The organism is Micromonospora sp. NPDC005161 (genome assembly GCF_053599855.1).
In genome coordinates this window covers 76,911-98,033 of sequence record NZ_JBSFYQ010000008.1, presented here as the reverse complement: position 1 = coordinate 98,033, position 21,123 = coordinate 76,911, and the positions used below count along the sequence as shown (strand labels likewise).

The 21,123-nt window shown below is 73.4% G+C and carries 19 protein-coding genes and 1 riboswitch; of the genes, 8 read left to right on the top strand and 11 right to left on the bottom strand.

Annotation, left to right across the window (positions count from 1 at the left end; genetic code table 11):
• Positions 1-87: 87 nt before the first annotated feature.
• The 7 genes from ACWD5O_RS10455 to eccB all read right to left on the bottom strand — a co-directional run bounded on the left by ACWD5O_RS10455 (position 88) and on the right by eccB (position 5,754).
• Complete coding sequence (locus ACWD5O_RS10455) at positions 88-495, bottom strand: pyridoxamine 5'-phosphate oxidase family protein (RefSeq protein ID WP_354964437.1); 408 nt, start codon at positions 493-495, stop codon at positions 88-90.
• 31 nt (positions 496-526) lie between these two features.
• Positions 527-868, bottom strand: coding sequence for a YkvA family protein (locus ACWD5O_RS10450; RefSeq protein ID WP_354964438.1), 342 nt, complete (start codon positions 866-868; stop codon positions 527-529).
• Positions 869-977: 109 nt separating this feature from the next.
• Entirely contained in the window at positions 978-1,772 is a 795-nt protein-coding gene (locus ACWD5O_RS10445) for a hypothetical protein (RefSeq protein ID WP_354964439.1), read from the bottom strand.
• Between the two features lie 156 nt (positions 1,773-1,928).
• A complete protein-coding gene (locus ACWD5O_RS10440; RefSeq protein WP_354964440.1) occupies positions 1,929-2,288 on the bottom strand; it encodes a hypothetical protein in 360 nt (119 codons plus the stop codon).
• 194 nt (positions 2,289-2,482) lie between these two features.
• Positions 2,483-3,778 carry a WXG100 family type VII secretion target gene (locus ACWD5O_RS10435; protein WP_354964441.1) on the bottom strand — a complete coding sequence of 432 codons (1,296 nt, stop codon included), beginning with the start codon at positions 3,776-3,778 and terminating at the stop codon, positions 2,483-2,485.
• Positions 3,771-4,139, bottom strand: coding sequence for a hypothetical protein (locus tag ACWD5O_RS10430; RefSeq protein ID WP_449938614.1), 369 nt, complete (start codon positions 4,137-4,139; stop codon positions 3,771-3,773). Before ACWD5O_RS10430 ends, ACWD5O_RS10435 begins: the two co-directional genes overlap by 8 nt.
• Positions 4,140-4,227: 88 nt before the next feature.
• Entirely contained in the window at positions 4,228-5,754 is a 1,527-nt protein-coding gene (gene eccB / locus ACWD5O_RS10425) for a type VII secretion protein EccB (RefSeq protein WP_354964443.1), read from the bottom strand.
• Positions 5,755-5,916: 162 nt separating this feature from the next.
• Here eccB and ACWD5O_RS10420 point away from each other — a divergent pair, with 162 nt between their 5' ends.
• Positions 5,917-7,104 carry a type VII secretion protein EccE gene (locus ACWD5O_RS10420; RefSeq protein WP_450085103.1) on the top strand — a complete coding sequence of 396 codons (1,188 nt, stop codon included), beginning with the start codon at positions 5,917-5,919 and terminating at the stop codon, positions 7,102-7,104.
• A gap of 58 nt (positions 7,105-7,162) precedes the next feature.
• Here ACWD5O_RS10420 and eccD read toward each other — a convergent pair whose 3' ends face one another.
• Positions 7,163-8,560, bottom strand: a complete 1,398-nt coding sequence (gene eccD, locus ACWD5O_RS10415; RefSeq protein ID WP_354964445.1) for a type VII secretion integral membrane protein EccD — start codon at positions 8,558-8,560, stop codon at positions 7,163-7,165.
• A 169-nt stretch (positions 8,561-8,729) separates the two neighbouring features.
• On the opposite strand from eccD, the gene eccCa reads away from it, so the two are divergent.
• The 6 genes from eccCa to ACWD5O_RS10385 all read left to right on the top strand — a co-directional run bounded on the left by eccCa (position 8,730) and on the right by ACWD5O_RS10385 (position 17,154).
• Entirely contained in the window at positions 8,730-12,695 is a 3,966-nt protein-coding gene (gene eccCa / locus ACWD5O_RS10410; protein ID WP_449938617.1) for a type VII secretion protein EccCa, read from the top strand.
• Between the two features lie 250 nt (positions 12,696-12,945).
• On the top strand, positions 12,946-13,254 hold the full coding sequence (locus tag ACWD5O_RS10405; protein WP_074316322.1) for a WXG100 family type VII secretion target: 309 nt from the start codon (positions 12,946-12,948) through the stop codon (positions 13,252-13,254).
• Positions 13,255-13,280: 26 nt separating this feature from the next.
• Entirely contained in the window at positions 13,281-13,559 is a 279-nt protein-coding gene (locus ACWD5O_RS10400; protein WP_074316323.1) for a WXG100 family type VII secretion target, read from the top strand.
• A gap of 152 nt (positions 13,560-13,711) precedes the next feature.
• Complete coding sequence (locus tag ACWD5O_RS10395; protein WP_449938621.1) at positions 13,712-15,169, top strand: S8 family serine peptidase; 1,458 nt, start codon at positions 13,712-13,714, stop codon at positions 15,167-15,169.
• A 37-nt stretch (positions 15,170-15,206) separates the two neighbouring features.
• Positions 15,207-15,773: a WXG100 family type VII secretion target gene (locus ACWD5O_RS10390; RefSeq protein ID WP_354964448.1), complete on the top strand. Its 567-nt coding sequence runs from the start codon at positions 15,207-15,209 to the stop codon at positions 15,771-15,773.
• 16 nt (positions 15,774-15,789) lie between these two features.
• A complete protein-coding gene (locus ACWD5O_RS10385; RefSeq protein ID WP_354964449.1) occupies positions 15,790-17,154 on the top strand; it encodes a WXG100 family type VII secretion target in 1,365 nt (454 codons plus the stop codon).
• 96 nt (positions 17,155-17,250) lie between these two features.
• On the opposite strand, the gene mycP is transcribed toward ACWD5O_RS10385, so the two are convergent.
• Positions 17,251-18,498, bottom strand: a complete 1,248-nt coding sequence (gene mycP, locus ACWD5O_RS10380) for a type VII secretion-associated serine protease mycosin (protein ID WP_354964450.1) — start codon at positions 18,496-18,498, stop codon at positions 17,251-17,253.
• A gap of 51 nt (positions 18,499-18,549) precedes the next feature.
• Positions 18,550-18,888 (bottom strand): helix-turn-helix transcriptional regulator, encoded by a 339-nt coding sequence (locus ACWD5O_RS10375; RefSeq protein ID WP_354964451.1) that lies wholly within the window; start codon positions 18,886-18,888, stop codon positions 18,550-18,552.
• A gap of 199 nt (positions 18,889-19,087) precedes the next feature.
• Here ACWD5O_RS10375 and ACWD5O_RS10370 point away from each other — a divergent pair, with 199 nt between their 5' ends.
• A complete protein-coding gene (locus ACWD5O_RS10370) occupies positions 19,088-19,816 on the top strand; it encodes a carbonic anhydrase (RefSeq protein WP_354964452.1) in 729 nt (242 codons plus the stop codon).
• A 55-nt stretch (positions 19,817-19,871) separates the two neighbouring features.
• Here the strand turns inward: ACWD5O_RS10370 and ACWD5O_RS10365 are convergent, their stop codons facing one another.
• Positions 19,872-20,891 (bottom strand): coiled-coil domain-containing protein, encoded by a 1,020-nt coding sequence (locus ACWD5O_RS10365; protein WP_354964453.1) that lies wholly within the window; start codon positions 20,889-20,891, stop codon positions 19,872-19,874.
• Positions 20,892-20,895: 4 nt separating this feature from the next.
• Positions 20,896-21,026: riboswitch (cyclic di-AMP (ydaO/yuaA leader) on the bottom strand.
• Between the last annotated feature and the right edge of the window lie 97 nt (positions 21,027-21,123).

The following is a 21,123-nucleotide window of genomic DNA, read 5'->3' as shown; positions in this document are numbered from 1 at the left end:
GCCGGCTGACCGGGACGGGCGACGGTGAGCGGCCAATCAGGCGTCAGGGCAGGAAACGGTCATCAGGCCGACGTCCCGATCGGGGGGTCAGAGGCTGCCCAGCAGGCCGGTCACGGTGATCTCGATGACCACCCGCTCCGGATTCGGACGCGGAGTCCGATACCGCTCGGCGTAGCGGCGCTCCGCCTCCGCGACGGCGGTGCGGTCCGAGCGGAGCACCGCCCGGCCCTCGATGGTCAGCCAGCGTCGGCCGTCCACGTGGCAGACGGCCACCGGGACGCCCGCCGCGCCCCCGGCAGCCACGTGCCGGGCCTTGCGGGAGGCGCCGGAGGTGATCACCCGGGCCAGCCCGGCCGCCGGGTCGAGGGTGACCCCGACCGGCACCACGTGCGGGGTGCCGTCGGCGCGCACGGTGGTCAGCGTCGCGAGGTGCCGTTCCGCGCAGAACGCGGCAACGCGCTCATCGCGTACGTCCAGCCGATGATCGCCCGCCATGACCGTCCCCCGTCTGCCGACCCGACCACGATCATGGCACGGAGCGGCGCGCCCGGTCCGGGTCCGGGGGCGCGTCCGGCTGCCCGGGCAGCCGGCGTCCGGCCGCCCGGCGCTGGTGCACCAGGCGGGTCAGGTAGATCAAGGCGCCCGCCAGCACACCCATGTCGTCCAGGTAGATCGGGTCCGGGAGCAGGTCGACCGGGAAGATCGTGTAGATCAGCGCCCCGTAGAAGGCGACCTTGCCGCCCGCGCCGAGCCCGGCCAGCAGCCGTCGGGTCCGCACCACCCGCACCGCCAGCACCACCGCGCCGACCAGCGTGGCGATCGCCAGAATGCCGGCGATCCCCACGAGGACCCATGCCTGTCGGGACATTCCGTCACGCTAACCCACCGGAGCCCGCACGGCCCGGTGACGGGGGCCGGCACCCGGCCTGGTTCTCCGCTCCCGAACTTGCCGCCGGGCAGCCGGTCATGCCGACCGGTCAGAACGCGGGCACCGCCGCACGGCCGCGGGCGATCACCTGGGTCTCCCGGGTCTGCTCGACCGACGGGACGACCTCGCTCAGCGGCAGCACGGAGGCCGACTCCGCAACCCGCCGTCCGCTCGCCGCGTGGGCCTCCTCCCGCAGGCTCCGCGCCGCCGCCACGGCCAGCTCGGCGGCACGCCACGCGGCCTGCTCCCGCTCTCCTGCGGCGGCGTGCCGGGCCGCCAGATTGTCGCGGATCGCCCGCTGCAACACGAGCTCCTGCTCGACCGGGTGCAGCCGCGGGTCCCAGCCGTCGCGGTGCGCGAAGACGTCACTGAGCTGCTCCACCGACAGCTCCCGCCGCCAGTACGCGTCCAGCGCTGCCCGGTGCAGGTAGCGCTCGCGGTCGACGTACTCGGCGGGGGTCCGGGAGGTGTGCGGCAACGGCATCGCGGCGGCGGCGCTCAGTCGCCGTACGGCTGCCTCGGCCGCCTCGTAGGCCTGCCAGGCGGTCTCGACCTCCTCCTGCGCGGCGACCCACTCCGCCCGGCGGCGCTGGGCGGTGGTGGCGGCCCGTTCGGCGGCCACCGCGACCTCCTGCGCGTAGCGACTCTGCTCCCGTTCCTCCTGCACCTGCTCAAGCTGGCTGGGCATGGCCGCGCGGCGGATCCGAGCACCCGGATCGAGACGGATCCGGCCGGGCCGCAACAGCAGGGCGGCGACAGTGACAGCGACCACCCCGAGCAGGCTCAGCCAGATGGCGGCGGCTCGAGGCACGTCGGGCAGGACGGTGGAGAGGACGGTCTGCATGATCAGCACCTCAGGGTCGAACGACGGGTGTCGACGGGTGGCGGCGCACGGACGGCCGGTGTGCCGGCGGGGTCACGTCGAAGACGGTGACGGGAGCGCCCGGACGGATGAGCCGGATCGGGCTGCGGAAATCGCCGGGCCGGTGGTCGGCCGGGGTCAGCGAGTGGGCGGGCCGCGCCGGGGCGGGATACCACGCCCGAACTGATCGGCTGGCGGGTGCTTCGCGCCACCGGTGACCGGGCCGGTCGCCGCGGTGGTGTCGACAGTGCTGACGGGCCGCGACGCGGCCGGCTGGTCCGCCCGCTGGGCGGCCGGAACGGCGTCGGGCCGGAGGGTTTCCACCCGGCTGCTCACGACGCTGGGCCGCAGCTGTGTCGGTGCCGGGGGCGGGGTCGCGGCGAGGGCGCCGCCGAGGCCGACCGCGAGCACCAGCGCGGTGACCGCCAGCCGGGTCAGCTCCCGCAGGGACCGCAGCACGGCCCACCGGGCTGGGCGGACGGGCGCTGCGGAGGACACCCGACCAACCTAACCCCCGCCCCGCGCCGACGCAGCTCGGCAACGGCCCGTTCGCGCGTGACCGTCACCACGCCGCGCACTGTGGACGGAGCTGGCGGGCCGAAACAGCGGTGACCCCCGCCGGATCTGGTCCGGCAGGGGTCACCGCGGAGCGTTCTTACGGCGCCGCCGACAGGCGAGCGCCGGTGCGGAAATCAGTCGGCGGTGCCGAGCACCGACGGCGGAGCGTCTCCGCCGTCTCGCCACACCATCTCGTCCTCCGTCAGCCAGGTCATCCGCTCGTCGGACTCCTCGGACTCCGGTCGGCCGTGCCCGCCGAGCACCCCCGGGCGATTGGCTCCCCTGCCGCCCGCCGCCCCCTGCCGACCGGCCACCGCCGACCGGCCGGTGGACTCGGCGCGCCGACCGTCCATGCTGCGCCCGACTCCGCTGGCGGCGCGGTTCTCGGCCGCGGCCGCACCACCGGTGGTCGCTCGGACCGGGGTGCTGGGCGTGCTGCCCGAACCGGCGAGGGCGGACGTCCGCAGCACCCCGCCAGCCGGTGCCCCGCCCTGCGCTCCGAAGAGCAGACCCGGCCCGGTGCCGCCGGCGCTGGCGGCCACGGTGGTCGGCCCGGACAGGTTGGCCAGCCCGGCGGCGCCGCCGGCGAGCAGCGCACCGCCGACCACCGGATCCGCACCGGCGAGGGAGGTGGTGAAACCACCCGCGCCGCTGCCCGGACCGGTGGCAACGGCCGGCGTGCCGCCGGTGCCCGCGCCGTCCTGGCCGGGGCCGGACCCGTCGCCGGCGACCGGGGGCGGAGCGACGCCGTCGGGCGTCGCGATGGTCGCGCCGCCGGTGTGCGCGGTGCTACGGGAGGCGGTGGGCGCGGCGGTCGGCGTGGTGGTGACCGGGACACTGCGTGGCGTCGTCGCGTCGTCGCTGGTGGTCTTCGGCGTGTCCGGGTGGGGCGGGGGCGGGTTGACCACCCGGTCGTAGGCGGAGAGGTCGTAACCGGCGGCCAGCTCGGCCACCACGTTCACCATCCGCTGGTGGGCCTTCTCCTGCTCTTCCTTGTCCTGCTGGTGGCCCATGATGCCCCCGACGACCGCGCCGGGCAGGCCGAAGGCGGCGCCCTTGAGCGCCCCGGAGACCGCCTTGTCGTTGTCGTCGGTCTCGTCCGGGCTCTCCGCCTGCTTGTGCGCGGTGCGCAACTGGCTGGCCATCATGGTCAGCGCCTGCTTGACGTCGGCCATCCCCGCGCCCAGCGACTCGGCGTGGTCGACGATCAGCGTCAGCCGCCGCTGGAACTCCCGACCTGCCGAGCCCGTCCACGTGTTGCCGAGCTTTTCGAGGTCGCCGCTCAGCTCCCGGCCGAGACCGTCAAGGATGCCCTTGAGGGAGGCCCACTGGGCGGCCACGCCGTCGATCTGCTCCGGCTTGCCGGCCATCACGGCGTCGTAGAGCTGCTGGTGGCTGCTGCCCTGGTAGCGCTGGGTGTACTCAGACACGCCCGTCCCCCTTCGGCTGCAACGCCCGGTCGACGCCGGTCAGCGCGGCGGTGATGTCGGTGGCGTTGGCCGCGTTACGCGCTTCGGCGGTGCGGTAGTTGGTCAGGATCTTGCTGGTCGCCTGCTGCGCGGCCAGCACCGCCTGCCGCAGCCGCTCGGCCTGGTCGACATAGGACTGGTGGACCTCGCTGTAACGACGCGCGTTGTGGGTGGCGTCGGTGAACGAGCCCAGTGCCGGGGGGCTGCACTGCATCTCGGTGTTGAGCTTGCGCAGCACCGACTCGGCCTGGCTCAGCCGCGCCGCCAGGTGCTGGTGGAAGTCCTCAAGGGACAGCAGGTCGACTTCCGTACGCCCGGTCATGGCAAACATCCCCGTCGTTCTGGTTGACAACCGTCAGCGAGCCCAGGTTAGTCCACCAGTGCGATCCGGGGCGACCCGTCCGGGCCGCTCAGTCGTCGGCTTCGATCGATGCCGTGGCCACTCCACCACCCGTTCCGCCGGTCGCCGGAGCGCCACTGGCTGTGGCGGACGGGGTCGGCTCCCGTGGCGGCGTCGTCGACGGCTTCCCGCCGGGCGAGAAGTAGGTCGACGCGTCCTCACGGCTCAGGGTGGGCCCGGTCGGGATCAGCGCCAGCAGCGAGCCGGGCACCGCCAGCGGGGTGACCCCGCCGTAGCCGAGCACGGCCAGCGTCTCACCGGACCCGAGCGGATACCGGATGCCCTGCGGGCTGATCAGGTAGACCGTCGACCCGGCGGCACCGGATCCGCTGGTCCCGGCGCCGGGCGCGGCCTGGGCGAGGACGCCCTTGCCGCCGGGCAGCAGCACGGCCTCGGCCGTGCGTACCGCGTCCCGGTCGGTCTGCCGCACCGGCACCGGGCCCGACTCGCTCGCGGTCAGCTCCGCCGGTGCCCGGTCGAAGACCTCCACGGTGGTGGTCGGCGGCCCGCCGCCGCTGCCGGCCCGGTACGTCGCGCACAGCAGCGTCTGCCCGGCCCTGGCCGGGTACAGGGCGGGCAGCGTCTGCGGCAGCCCCTCCTCGTCCAGCCGCTTGTCGGTGTAGAGCCGGCCGGCCTGATCCGGCGTGATGTCAATGATCTGACCGCCGCCGCTGATCATCAGCAGGGCCGTGATCTCAGAGATTGAGACGAGCCCCTCCCGGGTCAGCACGTAGTGCTGCCCGGCCGCCCGGAACACCTGACCGACGGAGGCCTGCTTGCCGGCGAGGCTCAACCCGCTGCGTTCGCCCAGGCCGGGCAGCGACGGCTTACGCAACGGCGGCCCGGCCGGTACGGCGTTGAGCAGCTGCTGCCCGACCGGCAGTGGTGCCGTGCCGGTCATCCGCAGCGCCGCGATCGCCTGGTCGCCGCCGAGCACCTGGAGGCGGGCGTTGCCGGTGAGCAGGTGCCGCTGGTCGTCCACGGTGACCAGCACCGCGCGGTCACCCAGCGGCGTGCCGCCGGGCAGCGCCCGGTCGATGACCACCCGGGTGGTGGAGTGGCGCGGGTCGGCCGGGTCGGGCACGTCGCAGACCGACCACGGCAGCCCGGTCAGCGACTTGCGGTCCGGCAACGCGTCCGGCGCGCCGACGATGCCGACCGTGCGGCCCCGCGGCCGGTCCCGCAGCGACGCCTGGGACATCGTGCGCACCGCCGGGTCCGCCTCGTTCAGGATCAGTCGCGCCGAGGTGTAGTTGAGCGTCGGGTGCAGCTGCCCCTCCACGAACACGTACGTCGCACCGGTCTCCCGCTCGATGACCAGCGTGTTCTCTTCCAGCGGCGCGGTGTTCCCGGTCAACTGGCCGTACGCGCCGACACCGCCGAGCACCACGGCCGCGGCGATCACACTGCCGAAGACGGCCATGCCGAGCCGTCGCATCGGCAGGTTCGTGGTCTCCGGATCGCCCGACAGCAACGCGGAGACGATCCGGCGGGTGACGAAGCGGTACGCCTGCACCTGATCGCGGCGGGTCCGCATGACTTACCTCCGGCGGGGTGGATCCGCGACGATCAGGGTCGGGGTGCCGTCGCGGGCTTCCCTACGATAAGGGGCCGACGGCGGGTCCTTGGGACCACCGCCCGTGGCCGGCGCCGGACCGACCCGGCGTGGAGCCGTACCGTGCAGGAGGGACAGTCACCGATGACGCAGGTCCAGGCGCGACCCGCCCGAGTGGCCACGAACCCGTCCGACGTTCCGGCGCGGGCGACGCCGCCGGCCGATCGGCCCGGCCGGGGACGGGTCGGTCCGGTGCTGGTCGGGCAGCTCGTCGTGCTGGAGTTGTGCGCGGTCGCCGTCTGGGCCGCCGCGACCGGGCCCAGCTGGCTGCTCGCCACGGTGGGCACGGCGGCGGCGCTGGTCGTACTGGCCGCGTTCGCCCGTCGGGGCGGCCGCTGGTGGTTCGAGGACCTGCTGCTGCGCCGGCGGCTGCGACGCCGCCGCGAGCGCGCGGCGGCGGCCCTGACCAGCGGCGCGGCATCGGACCCGCGCCTGGCCGCGCTCGCCCCCGAGCTGAGCGTCATCGAGCTGACCGACCGGGGCACCCGGCTCGGCATCGGGCAGGACGACCAGGGCTGGTTCGCGGCGGTCGCGCTGCAACCCACCACCGGCGCGGTCGTCGGTTCGGTGGAGGCGTCGGCCATGGACCAGGCGCTGCGGGTGCTCGCGGACTTCGCCGCCCCGGTGTCCCGGGCTCAGGTCGTCGCGCACACCCTGGTCTGGTATCCGGCGCCCGGTGCGCCGCCGGCCGCGCACCGGACGGTGTGGGTCGCACTGCGGCTCACCGTCCGCGACGCGCGGGTCGAGGCGGTGAGCCGGGGTGGCGGGCTGCCCGGCGTACACCGGACACTGGCCGCCGGGATCGGCCGGCTGGGCAAGGCGCTGACCGCCGCCGGGCTGGCCCACCGGCCGCTGGGCCGCGACGAGTTGCGGGCGGCCGTGGTCTCGGCCGCCGGGTTGGACCTGGTGCCGGAGCCCCCGGCGGAATCCTGGCAGGGGCTGCGCGGCGGCGGCTGGACGCATCGCTGCCTGGCCCTGCGCAGCCGGTCGGACGCCCCGCTCGGCCCGCTGGTGGACGCGATCACCGCGACTTCCGCCCCGTCGCACACGGTGGCCGCGGCGGTGTCGCCGGACGGTCGGGTGGCGGCGCCGCTGCTGCGTGTCGCGGCGATGGACAACCACGTCGAGGCGCTGGTCAAGGTTGTCCGGGACATCGCGCAGCGGGCCGGCACGCCGGCTCGGTCGGTGGACGGTCAGCACGGCCCGGGTGTCTACGCCAGCGCGCCGGTGGCCTCCGTGCTGGGCGGCTCCGTCCGTCCGCAACCGCGCTGATCGCCCGCCCGCCGACCAGCCCTCCGGCTCGTTGGTCTGCGGGCGGGAAAGCCCCCGGTCAGGGCCGCAGGTTGACGATCCAGCCGTACAGACCGCAGACCCAGACGGCGAGTGGGACCAGCGCGATGATCAGCATGATCTCGACGATGTCGAGCAGCCGGCCCCAGACCGGGGAGATGGGCTTACCGGCCACGGTCAGCCCGTAGATCAGGCTGATCACGGCGGCCAGCAGCAGCCCACCGAGGATCAGGCCGAGCCGGACCGGCAGCGACCCGCTGGCGAAGGTGGCCGCGGCGCTCAGACCCAGCCCGACGGTGCCGGTGAGCAGCACCGGGGTGCGCTGGGCCCGGCCCAGCAGCGGACGGGCCCGCAGCAGTGAGAGCAGGGCCAGCACCAGGCAGAGCAGCACCGCCGGGAGGCGTCCGTCCAGGGCCAGCACCAGCTGGGCGCCGAGCACCAGCAGCGACACGGTCCACAGCAGGCCGGTGAGGAACTCGTCGGCCCGCTCGCTCTGCTGGAGCACCTGCCGGCCGTCGACCGACTCGCTGTCGGTCTTCAGGTCCTCCGGGCCGGTCGGGATCGACGGCACCGGCAACCGGGCCATCCGGTAGGCCACCATCGGCAGCGCCGGCACCACGCCGAACGCCACCGCTGCCACGACCGCCGCCGAGCCCGGCGCGTCCATGCCGAAGGCCAGACAGAGCAGCGCGCCCAGGCCGATCGCGGCACCCACGCCGAGGGCGGCGAAGAAGAGCGGGTAGCGGTCGCCGACGGCCAGCGCGGCGACCGCCCCGGCGACCACCACGGCGGTGGCCGCGAGCAGGATGTGCGGGCTGGCCAGCTCGGTCAGCGGGCGATCGCCGGCGAGGAGCAGCAGGCCGCCGGTGCCGGCGTACACCAGGCCCACCATGGCCAGCACGGCACCGGTCCGGCTGTCCCCGGCGGCCCGGGACAGCACCGCCGCGCCGACCAGCAGCGCCACCGCGACCAGCAGGGCGGCCACCGCGCCGGGCAGGTGCGGCGGGCCGGCGAAGAGCGCGGCCAGCGCGCCGGCGCCGAGCGCCACCGCGGCGAACAACACCGCGAACGAACGGGTCGCGCCGACCTGCCAGGCGCCGGGGCGCTGGTTGGTGGCGGTGGCGACCGCGTCCACCACGTCGTCGAAGACGACCTCCGGGGCCGCCTCGGACCGGGGGTTGAAGTAGAGCACCTCGCCGTCGCGGACGCCGAGCTGCCCGGCGGTACGCCCACCGTCCAGGGGCGCACCGCCCAACCGGGACAGTGCCCACCCGCCGTGCCGCACCCCCTCGTCAGCCAGGTCCTCCCCGGCGTAGCGCAGCAGGGTGGGGAGCAGGTCGGCCATCGGCACGTCCGACGGCAGGGCCAGATCCATTCGGGTACGGGGAGCCACGATGGTGATCCGGCTCAGACCACCGGTCGCCGTCTTCGTTGCCACAGTGGCCTCCTGGTGTCCTTCTACGATCAGCGGGCCCGCGGTGCCGCGCGGTGCGGGTCCACCGCGCCCACGGGAGATTACCTACGATGACGGGCACGTACGATGCCCACCCGCGGACTTGGGTCCGCGACGGCAGGTCGTTGAGGCCGCTTCTGGGGAGGAGACAGCCGTGAGCACGGTGGTGTTCCGCCGGCTCCCGCGTCAGCCGGGGCCGGCCTTGCCGCGCGGCGAGGTACTGCTGGAGTCCCCGCCCGAGCTGCCCGAACCGACGCCCCGCGGGATGGGGCAGCTGCTCATGATCCTGCCGATGGTCTGCGGGGTCGGCGCGATGGCCTTCCTCTACGCCGGCCGGGGCGGCGGCATGATGACGTACGTCGCCGGCGGTCTGTTCGGCGTCTCGATGCTCGGGATGGCGATCGGGTCGCTGACCAACGGCGGCGGCAACGACAAGGCGGAGCTGAACGCCGATCGCCGCGACTACATGCGCTACCTCGCCCAGATGCGCAAGCGCACCCGGCGCGCGGCGGGGCAGCAGCGGGCGGCGATGGCCTGGCGGCACCCGGAGCCCGACGCGCTCTGGTCGATCGCGGCGTCCCGGCGGCTCTGGGAGCGGCGGATCACCGAGGACGATTTCGGCGAGACCCGGATCGCGCTCGGCCCGCAGCGGCTGGCGGTGGAGATCGTCCCGCCGGAGACGAAGCCGGTCGAGGACCTGGAGCCGATGAGCGCCATCGCGCTGCGCCGGTTCGTCCGGGCACACTCCACCGTGCCCGACCTGCCGACCGCGCTGTCGGTGCGCGCGTTCAGCCGGGTGGTGCTGCGCGGCGACCGGGAGCCGGTCCTCGACCTGACCCGGGCGGCGTTGGGTCAGCTGGCCACCTTCCACGCCCCGGACGACCTGGTGATCGCGGTGGTCGCCGCACCGGATCGGCAGTCGGTCTGGGACTGGGTGAAGTGGCTGCCGCACGCCCACCACAGTGGGCGCACCGACGCCGCCGGCGCCCGCAGGATGGTCTTCGCCAGCCTGGCCGAGGCCGAGGAGTCACTCGCCGGGGAGCTGGCCGGGCGACCCCGGTTCGCGTCCGAGGCCAAGCCGCTGACCACCGCGCCGCACGTGGTCGTGGTGGTCGACGGCGGTGAGATCGCGCCGACCTGCCAGCTGTTGGGTCAGGGGCTGCTCGGCGCGACGCTGATCGACCTGTCCGGGACGGTGCCGCGCGACGCCGGGCGCTGGCTGCTCTGCCTCGACGTGGGCGACGGAAGCAACCTCGAGCTGGTCCGGGGCAGCTCGTCGTCGCGGCTGGGTCGACCGGACCGGCTCACCGCCGAGGCCGCCGAGGGGCTGTCCCGGCAGATCGCCCCCTACCGGCTGTCCCAGCAGCAGGCCAGCAACGAGGAGCCGCTGGCCCGCAGCATGGAGTTGCCCGACCTGCTCGGCGTGGGCGACGCCGCGGCCGTGGACGTGCACCAGACCTGGCGTCCGCGTGGTCACCGGGACCGGCTGCGCATCCCGCTCGGCGTCGGCCCGGACGGCAACGTGGTCGAGCTGGACTTCAAGGAGTCGGCGCACGAGGGCATGGGCCCGCACGGTCTGGTGATCGGTGCGACCGGGTCCGGCAAGAGCGAGCTGCTCCGTACGGTGGTGGCCGCGCTGGCGGTGACGCACTCGTCGGAGGAGCTGAACTTCGTCCTGGTGGACTTCAAGGGCGGCGCGACGTTCGCCTCGCTGGAGGCTCTGCCGCACACCAGCGCGGTGATCACCAACCTGGCGGACGAGCTGCCGCTGGTCGACCGGATGCGCGACGCGCTCGCGGGCGAGATGGTGCGCCGACAGGAGCTGCTGCGGGCGGCCGGCAACTACGTCTCCCGCTTCGAGTACGAGAAGGCCCGGGCCGCCGGCGAACCACTGGCGCCGATGCCCAGCCTGCTGATCATCTGTGACGAGTTCAGCGAGCTGCTCGCCGCCAAGCCCGACTTCATCGACCTGTTCGTGATGATCGGCCGGCTGGGCCGGTCGCTCGGCGTGCACCTGTTGCTGGCCAGCCAGCGGCTGGAGGAGGGCAAGCTGCGCGGCCTGGACACCCACCTGTCCTACCGGATCGGTCTGCGTACCTTCTCGGCCGTGGAGAGCCGGATCGTGCTCGGCGTTCCGGACGCGTACGAGCTGCCGAACGCGCCGGGCCACGGCTACCTGAAGACGGACACCAGCACGATGCTGCGGTTCCGTGCCGCGTACGTGTCGGGGCCGTACCGGGCGCCGGGGCAGCAGGCGTCCGCGTCGCAGGCCCTGGTGCAGCGCCGGATCGTGCCGTACGGCGTCGACTTCATCCCGGCGCAGACCCCGCAGCTGCCGGTGGACACCGCGCCGGAGCCGGAGCAGCCGGCCGACGGCAAGGCCATGGCGATGCTCGACGTGCTGATCGACCAGCTCAAGGGCCGGGGCCAGCCGGCGCACCAGGTGTGGCTGCCGCCGCTGGCCGACCCGCCGGGCCTCGGTGAGCTGCTCGGCCAGTTGGCCGTCGACCCGACGTACGGGCTGTGCACCGCGTCCTGGCCGGGCCGGGGACGGCTCACCGTGCCGGTCGGCGTGGTGGACCGCCCGTACGAGCAGCGCCGTGACCCGATGATGGTGGAGCTGGCCGGCGCCGGCGGCAACGTGGTCATCGTCGGTCGCTCACTGAGCGGCAAGAGCACGATGCTGCGTTCGCTGCTCGCCTCGCTGGCGCTCACACACACCCCGCGCGAGGTGCAGTTCTTCTGCCTGGACTTCGGCGGCGGCGCGCTGCGCAGCCTGGAGCGGCTGCCGCACATGGCCGGGGTCGCCGGCCGGCGGGACGTCGAGGCGGTGCGCCGTACGGTGGCCGAGGTGGTCGCCGTCCTGGACGACCGGGAGACGCGATTCGCCCAGCACGGCATCGACTCGGTCGCGAGCTACCGCCGTCGCCGGGCCGCCGGCGAGTTCGCCGACGACCCGTTCGGCGACGTGTTCCTGGTGGTGGACGGCTGGAACACGCTGCGCCAGGAGTACGAGGAGCTGGAGCAGACCATCACCACGCTGGCCAACCGGGGCCTCGGTTTCGGCGTGCACGTGGTGCTCACGGCGGTGCGCTGGGCGGAGATCCGGATCAACATGCGGGACCTGCTCGGCACCAAGCTGGAGCTGCGCCTGGGTGACGCGTCGGAGTCCGAGATCGACCGGCGCGCGGCGACGAACGTGCCAGAGAAGGCACCCGGTCGCGGCCTGACCCGCGACAAGCTGCACTTCCTCACCGCCATCTCGCGGATCGACGGACGCCGGGACATCGAGGACCTGAGCGAGGCCTCGATCGCCCTGGCCGGGCACGTGGCGGCCAACTGGCCGGGCCGTCCGGCGCCGAAGGTGCGGCTGCTGCCGCGCCGGCTGCCCGTGGCCGAGCTGGCCCGGATCATCGACCGGTCGGCGCCCGGCCTGCCGATCGGCGTCAACGAGTCGGCGCTCGCACCGGTCTACCTGGATCTGGCCAACGAGCCGCACCTGACGGTCTTCGGCGACGCCGAGTGCGGCAAGACCAACCTGCTGCGGTTGATCGCCCGGGGCATCACCGAGCGGTACACGCCGGCGCAGGCCCGTTTGGTGATCGCCGACTACCGGCGCGGGCTGCTGGGCGCGGTGGAGGGGGACCACCTGTTGGACTACGCCCCGTCCAACCAGGCGTTCGCCCAGGGCCTCGGCTCGATCCGCAGCGCGCTGGCCAACCGGCTGCCCGGCCCGGACGTCACCACCGCGCAACTGCGTGACCGCAGCTGGTGGAAGGGCCCGGACCTGTACATCATGGTGGACGACTACGACCTGGTGGCGTCCGGTGGCAGCAATCCGCTCAGCGCCCTGCAGGAGTTGCTGCCGCAGGCCCGTGACATCGGCCTGCACCTGATCGTCACGCGCCGGGTCGGCGGGGTGTCCCGGGCGCTCTACGAGCCGGTGCTGCAACGGTTGCGCGAACTGGACTCGCCCGGCCTGCTGATGTCCGGCAACCGGGAGGAGGGCGCGGTCTTCGGCACGTTGCGACCGAGCCCGCAGCCACCCGGCCGGGGCACTCTCGTTCGCCGCCGGGACGGCCAGCAGCTGATCCAGACCGCCTGGTCCGAGCCGTCGTGACGAGGGTCGGCTCGGGCCGGGTCGTTCCGGTGGCCGACCAGGCCACGGAACGCTCGAATTGCCGCGGACCATCGGATCCGCGTGCCCTGATTCATCACTATCCATCGAACGTGGCCGGTCAGGGCTGCGCGGGCTGGACCGGTTCCGCTACGGTCTTCACTGGAGTGTCCGTCGGTGGGGTGTTGCTGCCTTGCCGCGGGGGAGGGGCGCGGCAAAGCCGCCGCCACAACATGACGGAAGGGTGTGAAGCATGGCGTTCGAGGTCGAAGCTGCGACTCTGCATACCGCCGCGAGTGACGTGCGGTCCACGCGCAGCGAGGTCGACGGCGAGCTGAAGAAGCTGTGGAACGTAGTCGACGACCTGGCCATGGCGTGGAAGGGTCAGGCGTCCACTGGCTTCCAGTCGCTCATGCAGCGCTGGAACGAGGACACCGTCAACCTGCTGACGGCGATGGACAGCATCGCTGACCTGCTCGACAAGTCGGGTACGACGCACCAGGTCAACGACGAAGAGCAGCAGCAGATGCTGGACAAGTTCCACTCTGCTCTCAACCCGTGATCCCGTAGTTAGCAGAGGAGGAAATCGTGACGATCAAGGTTGACTACGCGGTCCTCGAGAGCAGCAACCAGCAGATGCAGGCCATCTCGAAGACCATCGACGAGAAGCTGGACACGCTGCGGTCGATGCTGTCCAAGCTCCAGTGGGACGGCGAGGACCGGGCAGCCTACGAGCAGCACCAGGCGAAGTGGGACTCGTCGGTCCGGGACATCAACCGGATCCTGAACGAGATCGGCGGCGCCGTCGGCATCGCCCGCGAGAACTACGTCTCCACCGAGATGAGCAACGCCAAGGTGTGGGGCTGAGACAATCACCGGTGCGGCTCCGGTCCGGTTCGACCGGACCGGAGCCGCATTGCGTTGGCGTCGACACAGGTTCTGGGAGAGCGATGGGTACGGGGAAGTCTTTCCGTTCGGCGCGGGTCACCGCCGCGGCCGTGTTGGCGTTGTGTGCCGCGATGGCCTCCACCGCGGTCCCGGCACCCGCCCGCGCCGCCGACACGGTCCGTGGCCTGCAGTGGTATCTCGACTCGCTGAAGATTCCCCAGGCGCACGAGATCACCCGGGGCAAGGGCGTCGTGGTCGCGGTCGTCGACTCCGGTGTGGATCCTTCGCACCCTGACCTGCGCGGTCAGGTGCTGCCGGGGCACGGCGTGAATGCTGCCGCCGCTCCCGACGGGCGGCGCGACGACGACGCGGAGTCCGGGCACGGCACCTCGATGGCCGGCATCATCGCCGGCCGCGGCGGGGGCACGACGCGGGAGTTGGGCATCGCGCCGGCCGCGAAGATCCTCCCGGTCTCCATGGGGCCCCGTGCGGCCAGCGTCGACATGGTCCTCGCAATCCGCTGGGCGGCGGACGCGGGCGCGGACGTCATCAACATCTCCTACGGTGGCGACCCGGCTCGCCCCGATCCGGACCTGACGGACGCCGTCAAGTACGCGTTGGGCAAGGACGCGGTGGTGGTCGTCTCCGCCGGAAACATCGAGGAGGGCGACCGGCAGGTCACCCTCCCGGCCAACATCCCCGGCGTGATCGCCGTCTCGGGGCTGAACAAGCGCGGTGGCTTCTTCGCCGGCTCGGTGCAGGGCCCGGAGATCGTGCTCGCCGCACCCATGGAGAGCATCATCGGGCCGGCGCCCAAGGCGGTCTCGCCGAACGGCTACACGGTGGCCAGCGGCACCAGCTCGGCGGCCGCCATCCTCTCCGGGGTGGCGGCGCTGGTCCGGGCCAAATATCCGAACCTCGACGCGGTCAACGTCATCAACCGGCTGGTCAAGACCGCTCGGGATGCCGGGCCGGCCGGTCGGGACCCGCAGTTCGGCTTCGGTGCGGTCGACCCGCTCGCCGCGCTGACCCGTTCGGTGCCGGCGGTGACGGCCAATCCGCTGCTGGAGGGCACGGCGGCCGACCCGACCCGGCCCGGCGGTGGCGCCGCCCGGCCCGGCGACGATGGCGGCTCGGCGGTCGAGTTCGGGGTCACCAACAAAGCCGGCGCCATCGTCCAGGTGGGGCTCTGCCTGGCTGTGCCGATTGTCGCGCTGGTCATCCTGCTGGTGGTGCTGCGGCGTCGCAAGCGGCGTAAGGGGGTGGCCGTCGGCGGTCCGCTTTCCGGCCCCCCGGGGCCGCCGCCGGGTTGGCCCGCGGGTCCGCCCGGTTGGCCGACGTCAGCGGGTCAGGCTCCACCGCAACATCCCGGCCCGGGCTACGGTCCGCCGGCGGGCCAGCCCGCGCCCGGGTATCCGCCGCCGGGCTATCCGCCGGCTCAGACCACGCCGGGTTATCCGCCGCCGGGCCAACCCGCGCCCGGCTACCCGCCGGCTCAGGCCGCGCCGGCACCGCCGTCGGGCGGGCCTGGTTGGCCGGGTGCCGGCCCGGGGCACGCTCCACCGCCAACCGGCCCACAGCAGCAGTGAGCGCGGACCACCAGTCAGGTTTTCGGGGAGGGGACCGATGACGGACGACACGACCAAGCAGCCGGAACGGTTCGAGGCAAACGACATCTACATCCCGGTCCCGGCGGCCGGGGTGATGACGCCGGGTCTGGCAGTGACCGGCTTCGAGATCGACAACGTCAACCACGCCGCGACGCCGAAGGGTCTGGTCACCGCGCCCGGCGAGGCGGGCGTCAAGACCGAGTGGGACGCCACCAGCCTGGACTCGGCCATCGACTGGCTGGAGACCCACGCGGCGTACCTGAACAAGCTCTCCTACGACATGGTCGACATCCAGGACCTGATGGGCGGCGCGGCCGCCGGCGCGGCGACCGGGGCGCCCGGGGGCCCGGCGAGCCCGCTCGGTGGCTTCGACTGGGCCGGTCGCTTGGCCGCCAAGCACCAGGGGCTCTACCAGGGCACCGAGAGCGGCGTCCGGCGGCTCTCCCAGAGCCTGTACGACGCGGCGGAGGCACTGCGTCAGGTCAAGGAGAACTACGAGACGGCGGAGCACGCCAACGCGATGTCCGCCGCCGACATGCAGCGGGTCTTCGGCGACGTGGCCGGCAACGGCGACGGTCGCTAGAACGGGGAGGACGCAGATGGGCCTGAGCTGGGAAGAGATGTGCCAGAAGGTCGTCATCGACGGCCGGCCGGGTGACGTGGAGAGCGCCGCCCTTGGCTGGGAGCAGCTGATCAAGAATCTCGACAACGTCAAGCAGAGTCTCGACACCAACATCAAGGACCTGGGCACGGTCTGGAAGGGCCCCGCGTACGAGGCGTTCAAGGGGCACGTCGAGCAGATCGCCAAGGACACCGGGAACATCGTGGCGGACGCCGAGAAGGGCACCGGCATCGTCCAGTCGCTCAAGAGCGCCGCGGAGAAACTCACCGCCGCCCAGCGGGACTTCCCGGTCCCGGCGACCTGCGTCAACGACGTGCTGGAGGCGCGGAACGCCAAGCTGACCCTCAGCGTGGGCTTCTTCGAGGCCAAGGTGGCGCCGGATTTCCTCGGCTGGTTGGATCCGGTGACCGCGGTCGCCGACTGGATCAACGACCGGTCCGACGAGGCTGCGGGCGTATACCAGCGGGTCAGCGGCGACTACCAGAACATCGCCCCGGGCACCCCGGGTGACGCGAGCGGCTTCCAGAACCAGACACCGAAGACCGAGATTCCGAAGCTGGACAACGGTGGCGGCGGTGGTGGCGGGGTCGGTGGCGTACCGGACATCGGCGGCGGCAAACCGTCCATCGGCGACCTGGGCGCCAGGCCCTCGATCGACGCCAACGGCATGCCGGACACCGGCAACCTGCCCGGCGGTTCCGGCACGCACCCCGACCTCTCCGGTGGGTACGGCACCGGCTCGGGCGCTTACCCCGGCACCGGCGGGGTGCCGGGCACCGGGGGTCTGGAGGACGACTACAGCAGCGGGCTCGCGGGTGCCGGCGGCGGCGGGACGCCCGGTCTCGGCTCCGGCCTGGGGGGCGGCGGCCTGGGCTCCTCCGGTCTCGGCGGTGCCGGTGGGCTCGGCAGCGGCGGCGGCCTGGGTAGCGCCGGAGCCGGCGCTGGCACGGGCGCTCTCGCGGGCGGTGGCGCTCTCGGCCGGGCGGTCTCCCCCAACATGGGCCCGATGATGGGTGGTGGCGCGGCGGGCGCCGGCCGCGGTGGTGGCCGGGGCGGCGGTCGCGTCGGCGCGGGCGGCAAGTTGGGCGCGGGCGGCGGCATGGCACCCGGGATGGGTGGCGCCGCCGGCGGCGGTGCCGGCCGGGGCGGTGCCGGTCGGGGCGCGACGGGTGCCGGGGCCGGCGGCCGCGGCGCGGGTGCGCGAGGCGCGGGTATGGCCGGGATGGGCGCCGGTGCGGGCGCCGGCTACGGCGAGGAGGAGACTCCCCGCAACACCTGGCTGGAGGAGGACGAGGACGTGTGGGGCGCGGACGGGGGCGGCACCTCCGGCATCCTGCGCTGATCGTCAGGACGGCACGGCACCGACGGGGACGACTCGTCGGTGCCGTGGCGGGCACGGCCGCCGGAGACCGTGCCAGGCGCGATCAAGCGGCGCCGGTCAGTTGGTGATCGCTGCGTCGGTGCGCCGTCCCGGGCGCCAGCCGCGTCGGCGGCCTCGATTCATGATCGGCCGGGCGGCCAGCAGCAGCGCGGCGAGCAGCCCGCCGACCGCCGCCGCCCAGATCGCGGCGCTGCGTTGCCAGCCCAGCGGGTCGTCCGACCGGGCGGGCGCGGGGAGCGCACCGGCGGGCGGATCGGTACGAGTGCCCAGCAGGCTCGACACGGCTCGGTACGGGTTGACCACGCCGTAGCCGATCTCGGCGTTGTGCCCGTCCGGCGGGTTGTCCGCGGTCCGTTCCAGCCGGTCGGCGACCTGTTGTGGGTCGAGTTGCGGGTGGGCTGCCCGGACCAGCGCGGCCACTCCCGACACGTACGCGGCGGCGAAGCTGGTGCCGCCGGTCGGCTCGGCGCGGTAGCCGCTCCCGCGCGGGGCCGGGCCGACGATGTTCAACCCCGGTGCGGCGACGTCGACGTAGGCGCCGCTGACCGAGGTGCCCACGTGGCCGCCCTGCTCGTCGACGCCGGCCACCGCGATCACACCCTCGTACGCGGCCGGGTAACCCGTCTTCTCCTGCTGCTGCTCCTGCCGGTTGCCGGCGGCGGCAACCAGCACCACCCGCTTCGCGAGCGCGTTCTTGACCGCCGCCTCCAGTTCGGGGCGGTCCAGGGTCACCAGGGACAGGTTGATCACGTCGGCGCCCTGCCCGACCGCGTAGTCGATGGCCGCGGCGATCTGCCCGGGCAGCGCCTCGTCGTTGGTGCCCTTGGTGTCCGGCAGCACCCGGATCGGCAGGATGCGGGCCGCCGGGGCGATGCCGCTGAACGGCACGCCGGTGCCCTCCTTGCCGGCGATGATGCCGGCCACCATCGTGCCGTGCCCGGCCTCGTCGCACTGGCCCTGCCTGGCCGGCAGGCCGTTGAAGTCCCGGCCCTCAAGCACCTGGCCCTTGAGCAGCGGGTGGACGGCGGAGACCCCGGAGTCGATGACCGCCACCGTCACGCCGGCGCCCCGGGACAGCGGCCACGCCGAGGCCGGGTCCAGCCGGCGCAGTGCCCACGGCATCTCCACCAGGCCGTCCTCGCCACCTGGGCCACAGGTGGGCGGCGCCGCGACCGCCGGGGAGGGGACGACCGCCAGGGCGGCGCCGAGCAGGACCGCCAGCGCTCCACTGAGGACAGCGTGGACGGCACGTCCGGTACGGCGGCGGGACGGGTCGGTCGCGCTCAACGGCAGGCATTCGCGCACCCGCAGAGATTACCGCTGTGTCGCGGTCGGGCAACGGCCCGGCGAGGGCGCTCAGGAGCGGGGGGCGGCCTCCGGGGCGGGTGTCTCGGCGAAGAGCGCGAGCAGAGCACCGACCTGGCGGTCGGCCTCGGCGGGGTGCCGGAAGTGGCCGGCCGGGTTGAGGGTGTACTCGTTGCGCCGCCCGACCCGGGTGCGGCGCAGGTAGCCGCCGGCCTCCAGGTCGGCGACGATCGCCTGCGCGGCCCGCTCGGTCACGCCGACCTCGGCCGCCACGTCGCGCAGCCGGGCGGTGGGGTCGCGGCCGATGGCCAGCAGAACGTGCCCGTGGTTGGTGAGGAACGTCCAGTTCCGGCCGCCGGTGTCGCCAGCCGCCGTCGCCGAGCTCGCCATCGTGGGTCCGCCTCTCCGGTGCTTCGTGCCCCCTGGAGCGTCGCCGGAGCGGCGCTCCGAGGGGCAACGTATGAAATCTATATCACGTATAACTTGACGCATCTTGTGGTGCGTGTGACCGTGGAACCCGGACCAGCGCCCGCCGCCGCCCCGCTGATGAGTCGGTTGAGCAGGTCAACGCGTGGAAAGAGGTGCGGGGATGAGCCGTCCCGGTACACCCGGCCAGCAGCCGGGTTCGCAGCGTACTGCCGACCCGACGCCGGCACTCACCGAGCCGGCCCAGGCGTACGCCGAGCTGATCGCCGGGAACCGGCGCTTCGTCCGCGGCGCACCCCGCCACCCCAACCAGGATGCCGGACACCGGGCCGCGGTGGCCGACGGGCAGCACCCCTTCGCGGTGATCGTCGGCTGCTCCGACTCACGGTTGGCCGCCGAGATCATCTTCGATCGTGGGCTGGGCGACCTGTTCGTGGTCCGTACCGCCGGGCACACCACCGGCCCGGAGGTGCTGGGCAGCGTGGAGTACGCGGTGACCGTGCTCGGCACCCCGCTGGTGGTGGTGCTCGGCCACGACTCGTGCGGTGCGGTGCAGGCCGCCCGTGAGTCGGCAGCCACCGGCAACCCGCCCCAGGGGCACCTGGGCGCGGTGGTCGACGCCGTGCTGCCCAGCCTGCGTCGGGCCGAGGCGGAGGGGGTGGACGACATCGGCCGCATCGTCGACATCCACATCGCACAGACCGTCGAGGCGCTGCTCGGGCAGTCGCCCGTGCTGGCCACCGAGGTGGAGCGGGGGCGGTGCGCGGTGGTAGGGGTGTCGTACCGGCTGGCCGCCGGAGTGGTGCGTCCGGTGGCCGCCGTGCCGGCCACGACGCTCGACGGACCGATCGACGCCAGCACGCCGGTCGGTCCGGCCGCGCCCGCCGCCTGAACGCGTCGAGGGCCGCTCCGCGTCACGCGGAACGGCCCTCGACGGAGAGCGTGGGTCAGAGCAGCGACATGTGTACGTGGTCGGTGTGGTTCGACGGCCCGCTGTACGACTTCCAGCCGGTCGCCGGGAACCAGATCTGCCGGTTCCAGATCACGTAGTAGATGCCGAGCCGGTCGGCGTTGCGGATGAGGAACGCGGCGACGTTGTTGCCGTACGTCCGGGTGTCCTCGTTGTGCCACGGGCTGAAGCCGCTCTTCTGCAGAGACCAGTCGCAGGCGCGGCCCTTCGGGTGCTCCCACGGCCCCCCGGATCGGTAGCAGCCGACGAACCGGTTGAATCCGGCCCGCTTGACCTCCTTGTACGCGTGCAGCGTGCGCGGGGTGACGCAGCCGGACGTGGTCGGGTCGTTCTGGCTGCACGACTCGGACTTCCAGTCGCCGTCGGCGGTCCGGCCCGGGCCGAGCCGGGCGACCGGTGAGGTGGCCGACACCAGCCCGCCGGTGAAGCCCTTCCCACCGACCAGGGCGAGGGCCTTGTCCGCTTCGCGCTTCTCCTTGGCCATCAGGGCGGTCTGCTTCTGCTGCTCGCGGACCTCCGCGTCGAGGGCCAGCTTGGCCTGCTCAGCGCGGGTCTTCACCGCGTTGACCTCGGCGAGCTTCTTCTCGTTGACCATGTTCATCTCATCGAGCGCGGCGGCACGTTGGACGAACGAGTCCGGGGCTTCGCTCTCCAGCAGCATCGCCAGCGGGCCGATCCGGCCGGTGCGGTACGACTGGGCGGCGATCTGCCCGACCTGCGGCGCCAGTGCGTTCAGGTCGGCCTTGGCCCGGTCGACCTCCAGCGCCAGCTGCAGCTGCTTCTTCTTCGACGTGTTCAGTTTGGACTTGGCCGCGGAGAATTTGCGGTTGGTCTGCTCGATCACGTCGTTGAGCAGCTGGGGCTCGCCGTCCTCCTCGTGCCCGGACGGTGTGGGGGTCGTCGGGGCGGCCTGCGCCGGGAGGGGCCCGGCGAGCACGGTCAGTGCGGCGATCACGGCCACCACGGGTGTCAACCAGCGGCGTAGGGGTGCCGTCACAATGTTCCCTTCCGTCGACCGCCGACCGGGTTAGCTGACGGGTTCGGGGCGGAAGTGGCCCCTACCGCTGTCGCGGATTCACCCCACGTACCTGGGTTCCCGGCTCGCCGGTTGGCGATTGGGCGGTGGCACCGCAGGCGCCGCTTCGCGCCTTCATCGGTAACCGGCAGTGAGGTTACCCGAGAGCCCACCGGCTGAGCTACGCCCTGATACCGACTAAAAGCGTCATTTC

Bases quoted from the DNA above. Each gene is read 5' to 3' on its own strand.
- ACWD5O_RS10455 (WP_354964437.1), bottom strand. From the start codon at position 495: ATGGCGGGCGATCATCGGCTGGACGTACGCGATGAGCGCGTTGCCGCG.
- ACWD5O_RS10450 (WP_354964438.1), bottom strand. From the start codon at position 868: ATGTCCCGACAGGCATGGGTCCTCGTGGGGATCGCCGGCATTCTGGCG.
- ACWD5O_RS10445 (WP_354964439.1), bottom strand. From the start codon at position 1,772: ATGCAGACCGTCCTCTCCACCGTCCTGCCCGACGTGCCTCGAGCCGCC.
- ACWD5O_RS10430 (WP_449938614.1), bottom strand. From the start codon at position 4,139: ATGACCGGGCGTACGGAAGTCGACCTGCTGTCCCTTGAGGACTTCCAC.
- eccB (WP_354964443.1), bottom strand. From the start codon at position 5,754: ATGCGGACCCGCCGCGATCAGGTGCAGGCGTACCGCTTCGTCACCCGC.
- ACWD5O_RS10420 (WP_450085103.1), top strand. From the start codon at position 5,917: ATGACGCAGGTCCAGGCGCGACCCGCCCGAGTGGCCACGAACCCGTCC.
- ACWD5O_RS10405 (WP_074316322.1), top strand. From the start codon at position 12,946: ATGGCGTTCGAGGTCGAAGCTGCGACTCTGCATACCGCCGCGAGTGAC.
- ACWD5O_RS10395 (WP_449938621.1), top strand. From the start codon at position 13,712: ATGGCCTCCACCGCGGTCCCGGCACCCGCCCGCGCCGCCGACACGGTC.
- ACWD5O_RS10390 (WP_354964448.1), top strand. From the start codon at position 15,207: ATGACGGACGACACGACCAAGCAGCCGGAACGGTTCGAGGCAAACGAC.
- ACWD5O_RS10385 (WP_354964449.1), top strand. From the start codon at position 15,790: ATGGGCCTGAGCTGGGAAGAGATGTGCCAGAAGGTCGTCATCGACGGC.
- ACWD5O_RS10375 (WP_354964451.1), bottom strand. From the start codon at position 18,888: ATGGCGAGCTCGGCGACGGCGGCTGGCGACACCGGCGGCCGGAACTGG.
- ACWD5O_RS10370 (WP_354964452.1), top strand. From the start codon at position 19,088: ATGAGCCGTCCCGGTACACCCGGCCAGCAGCCGGGTTCGCAGCGTACT.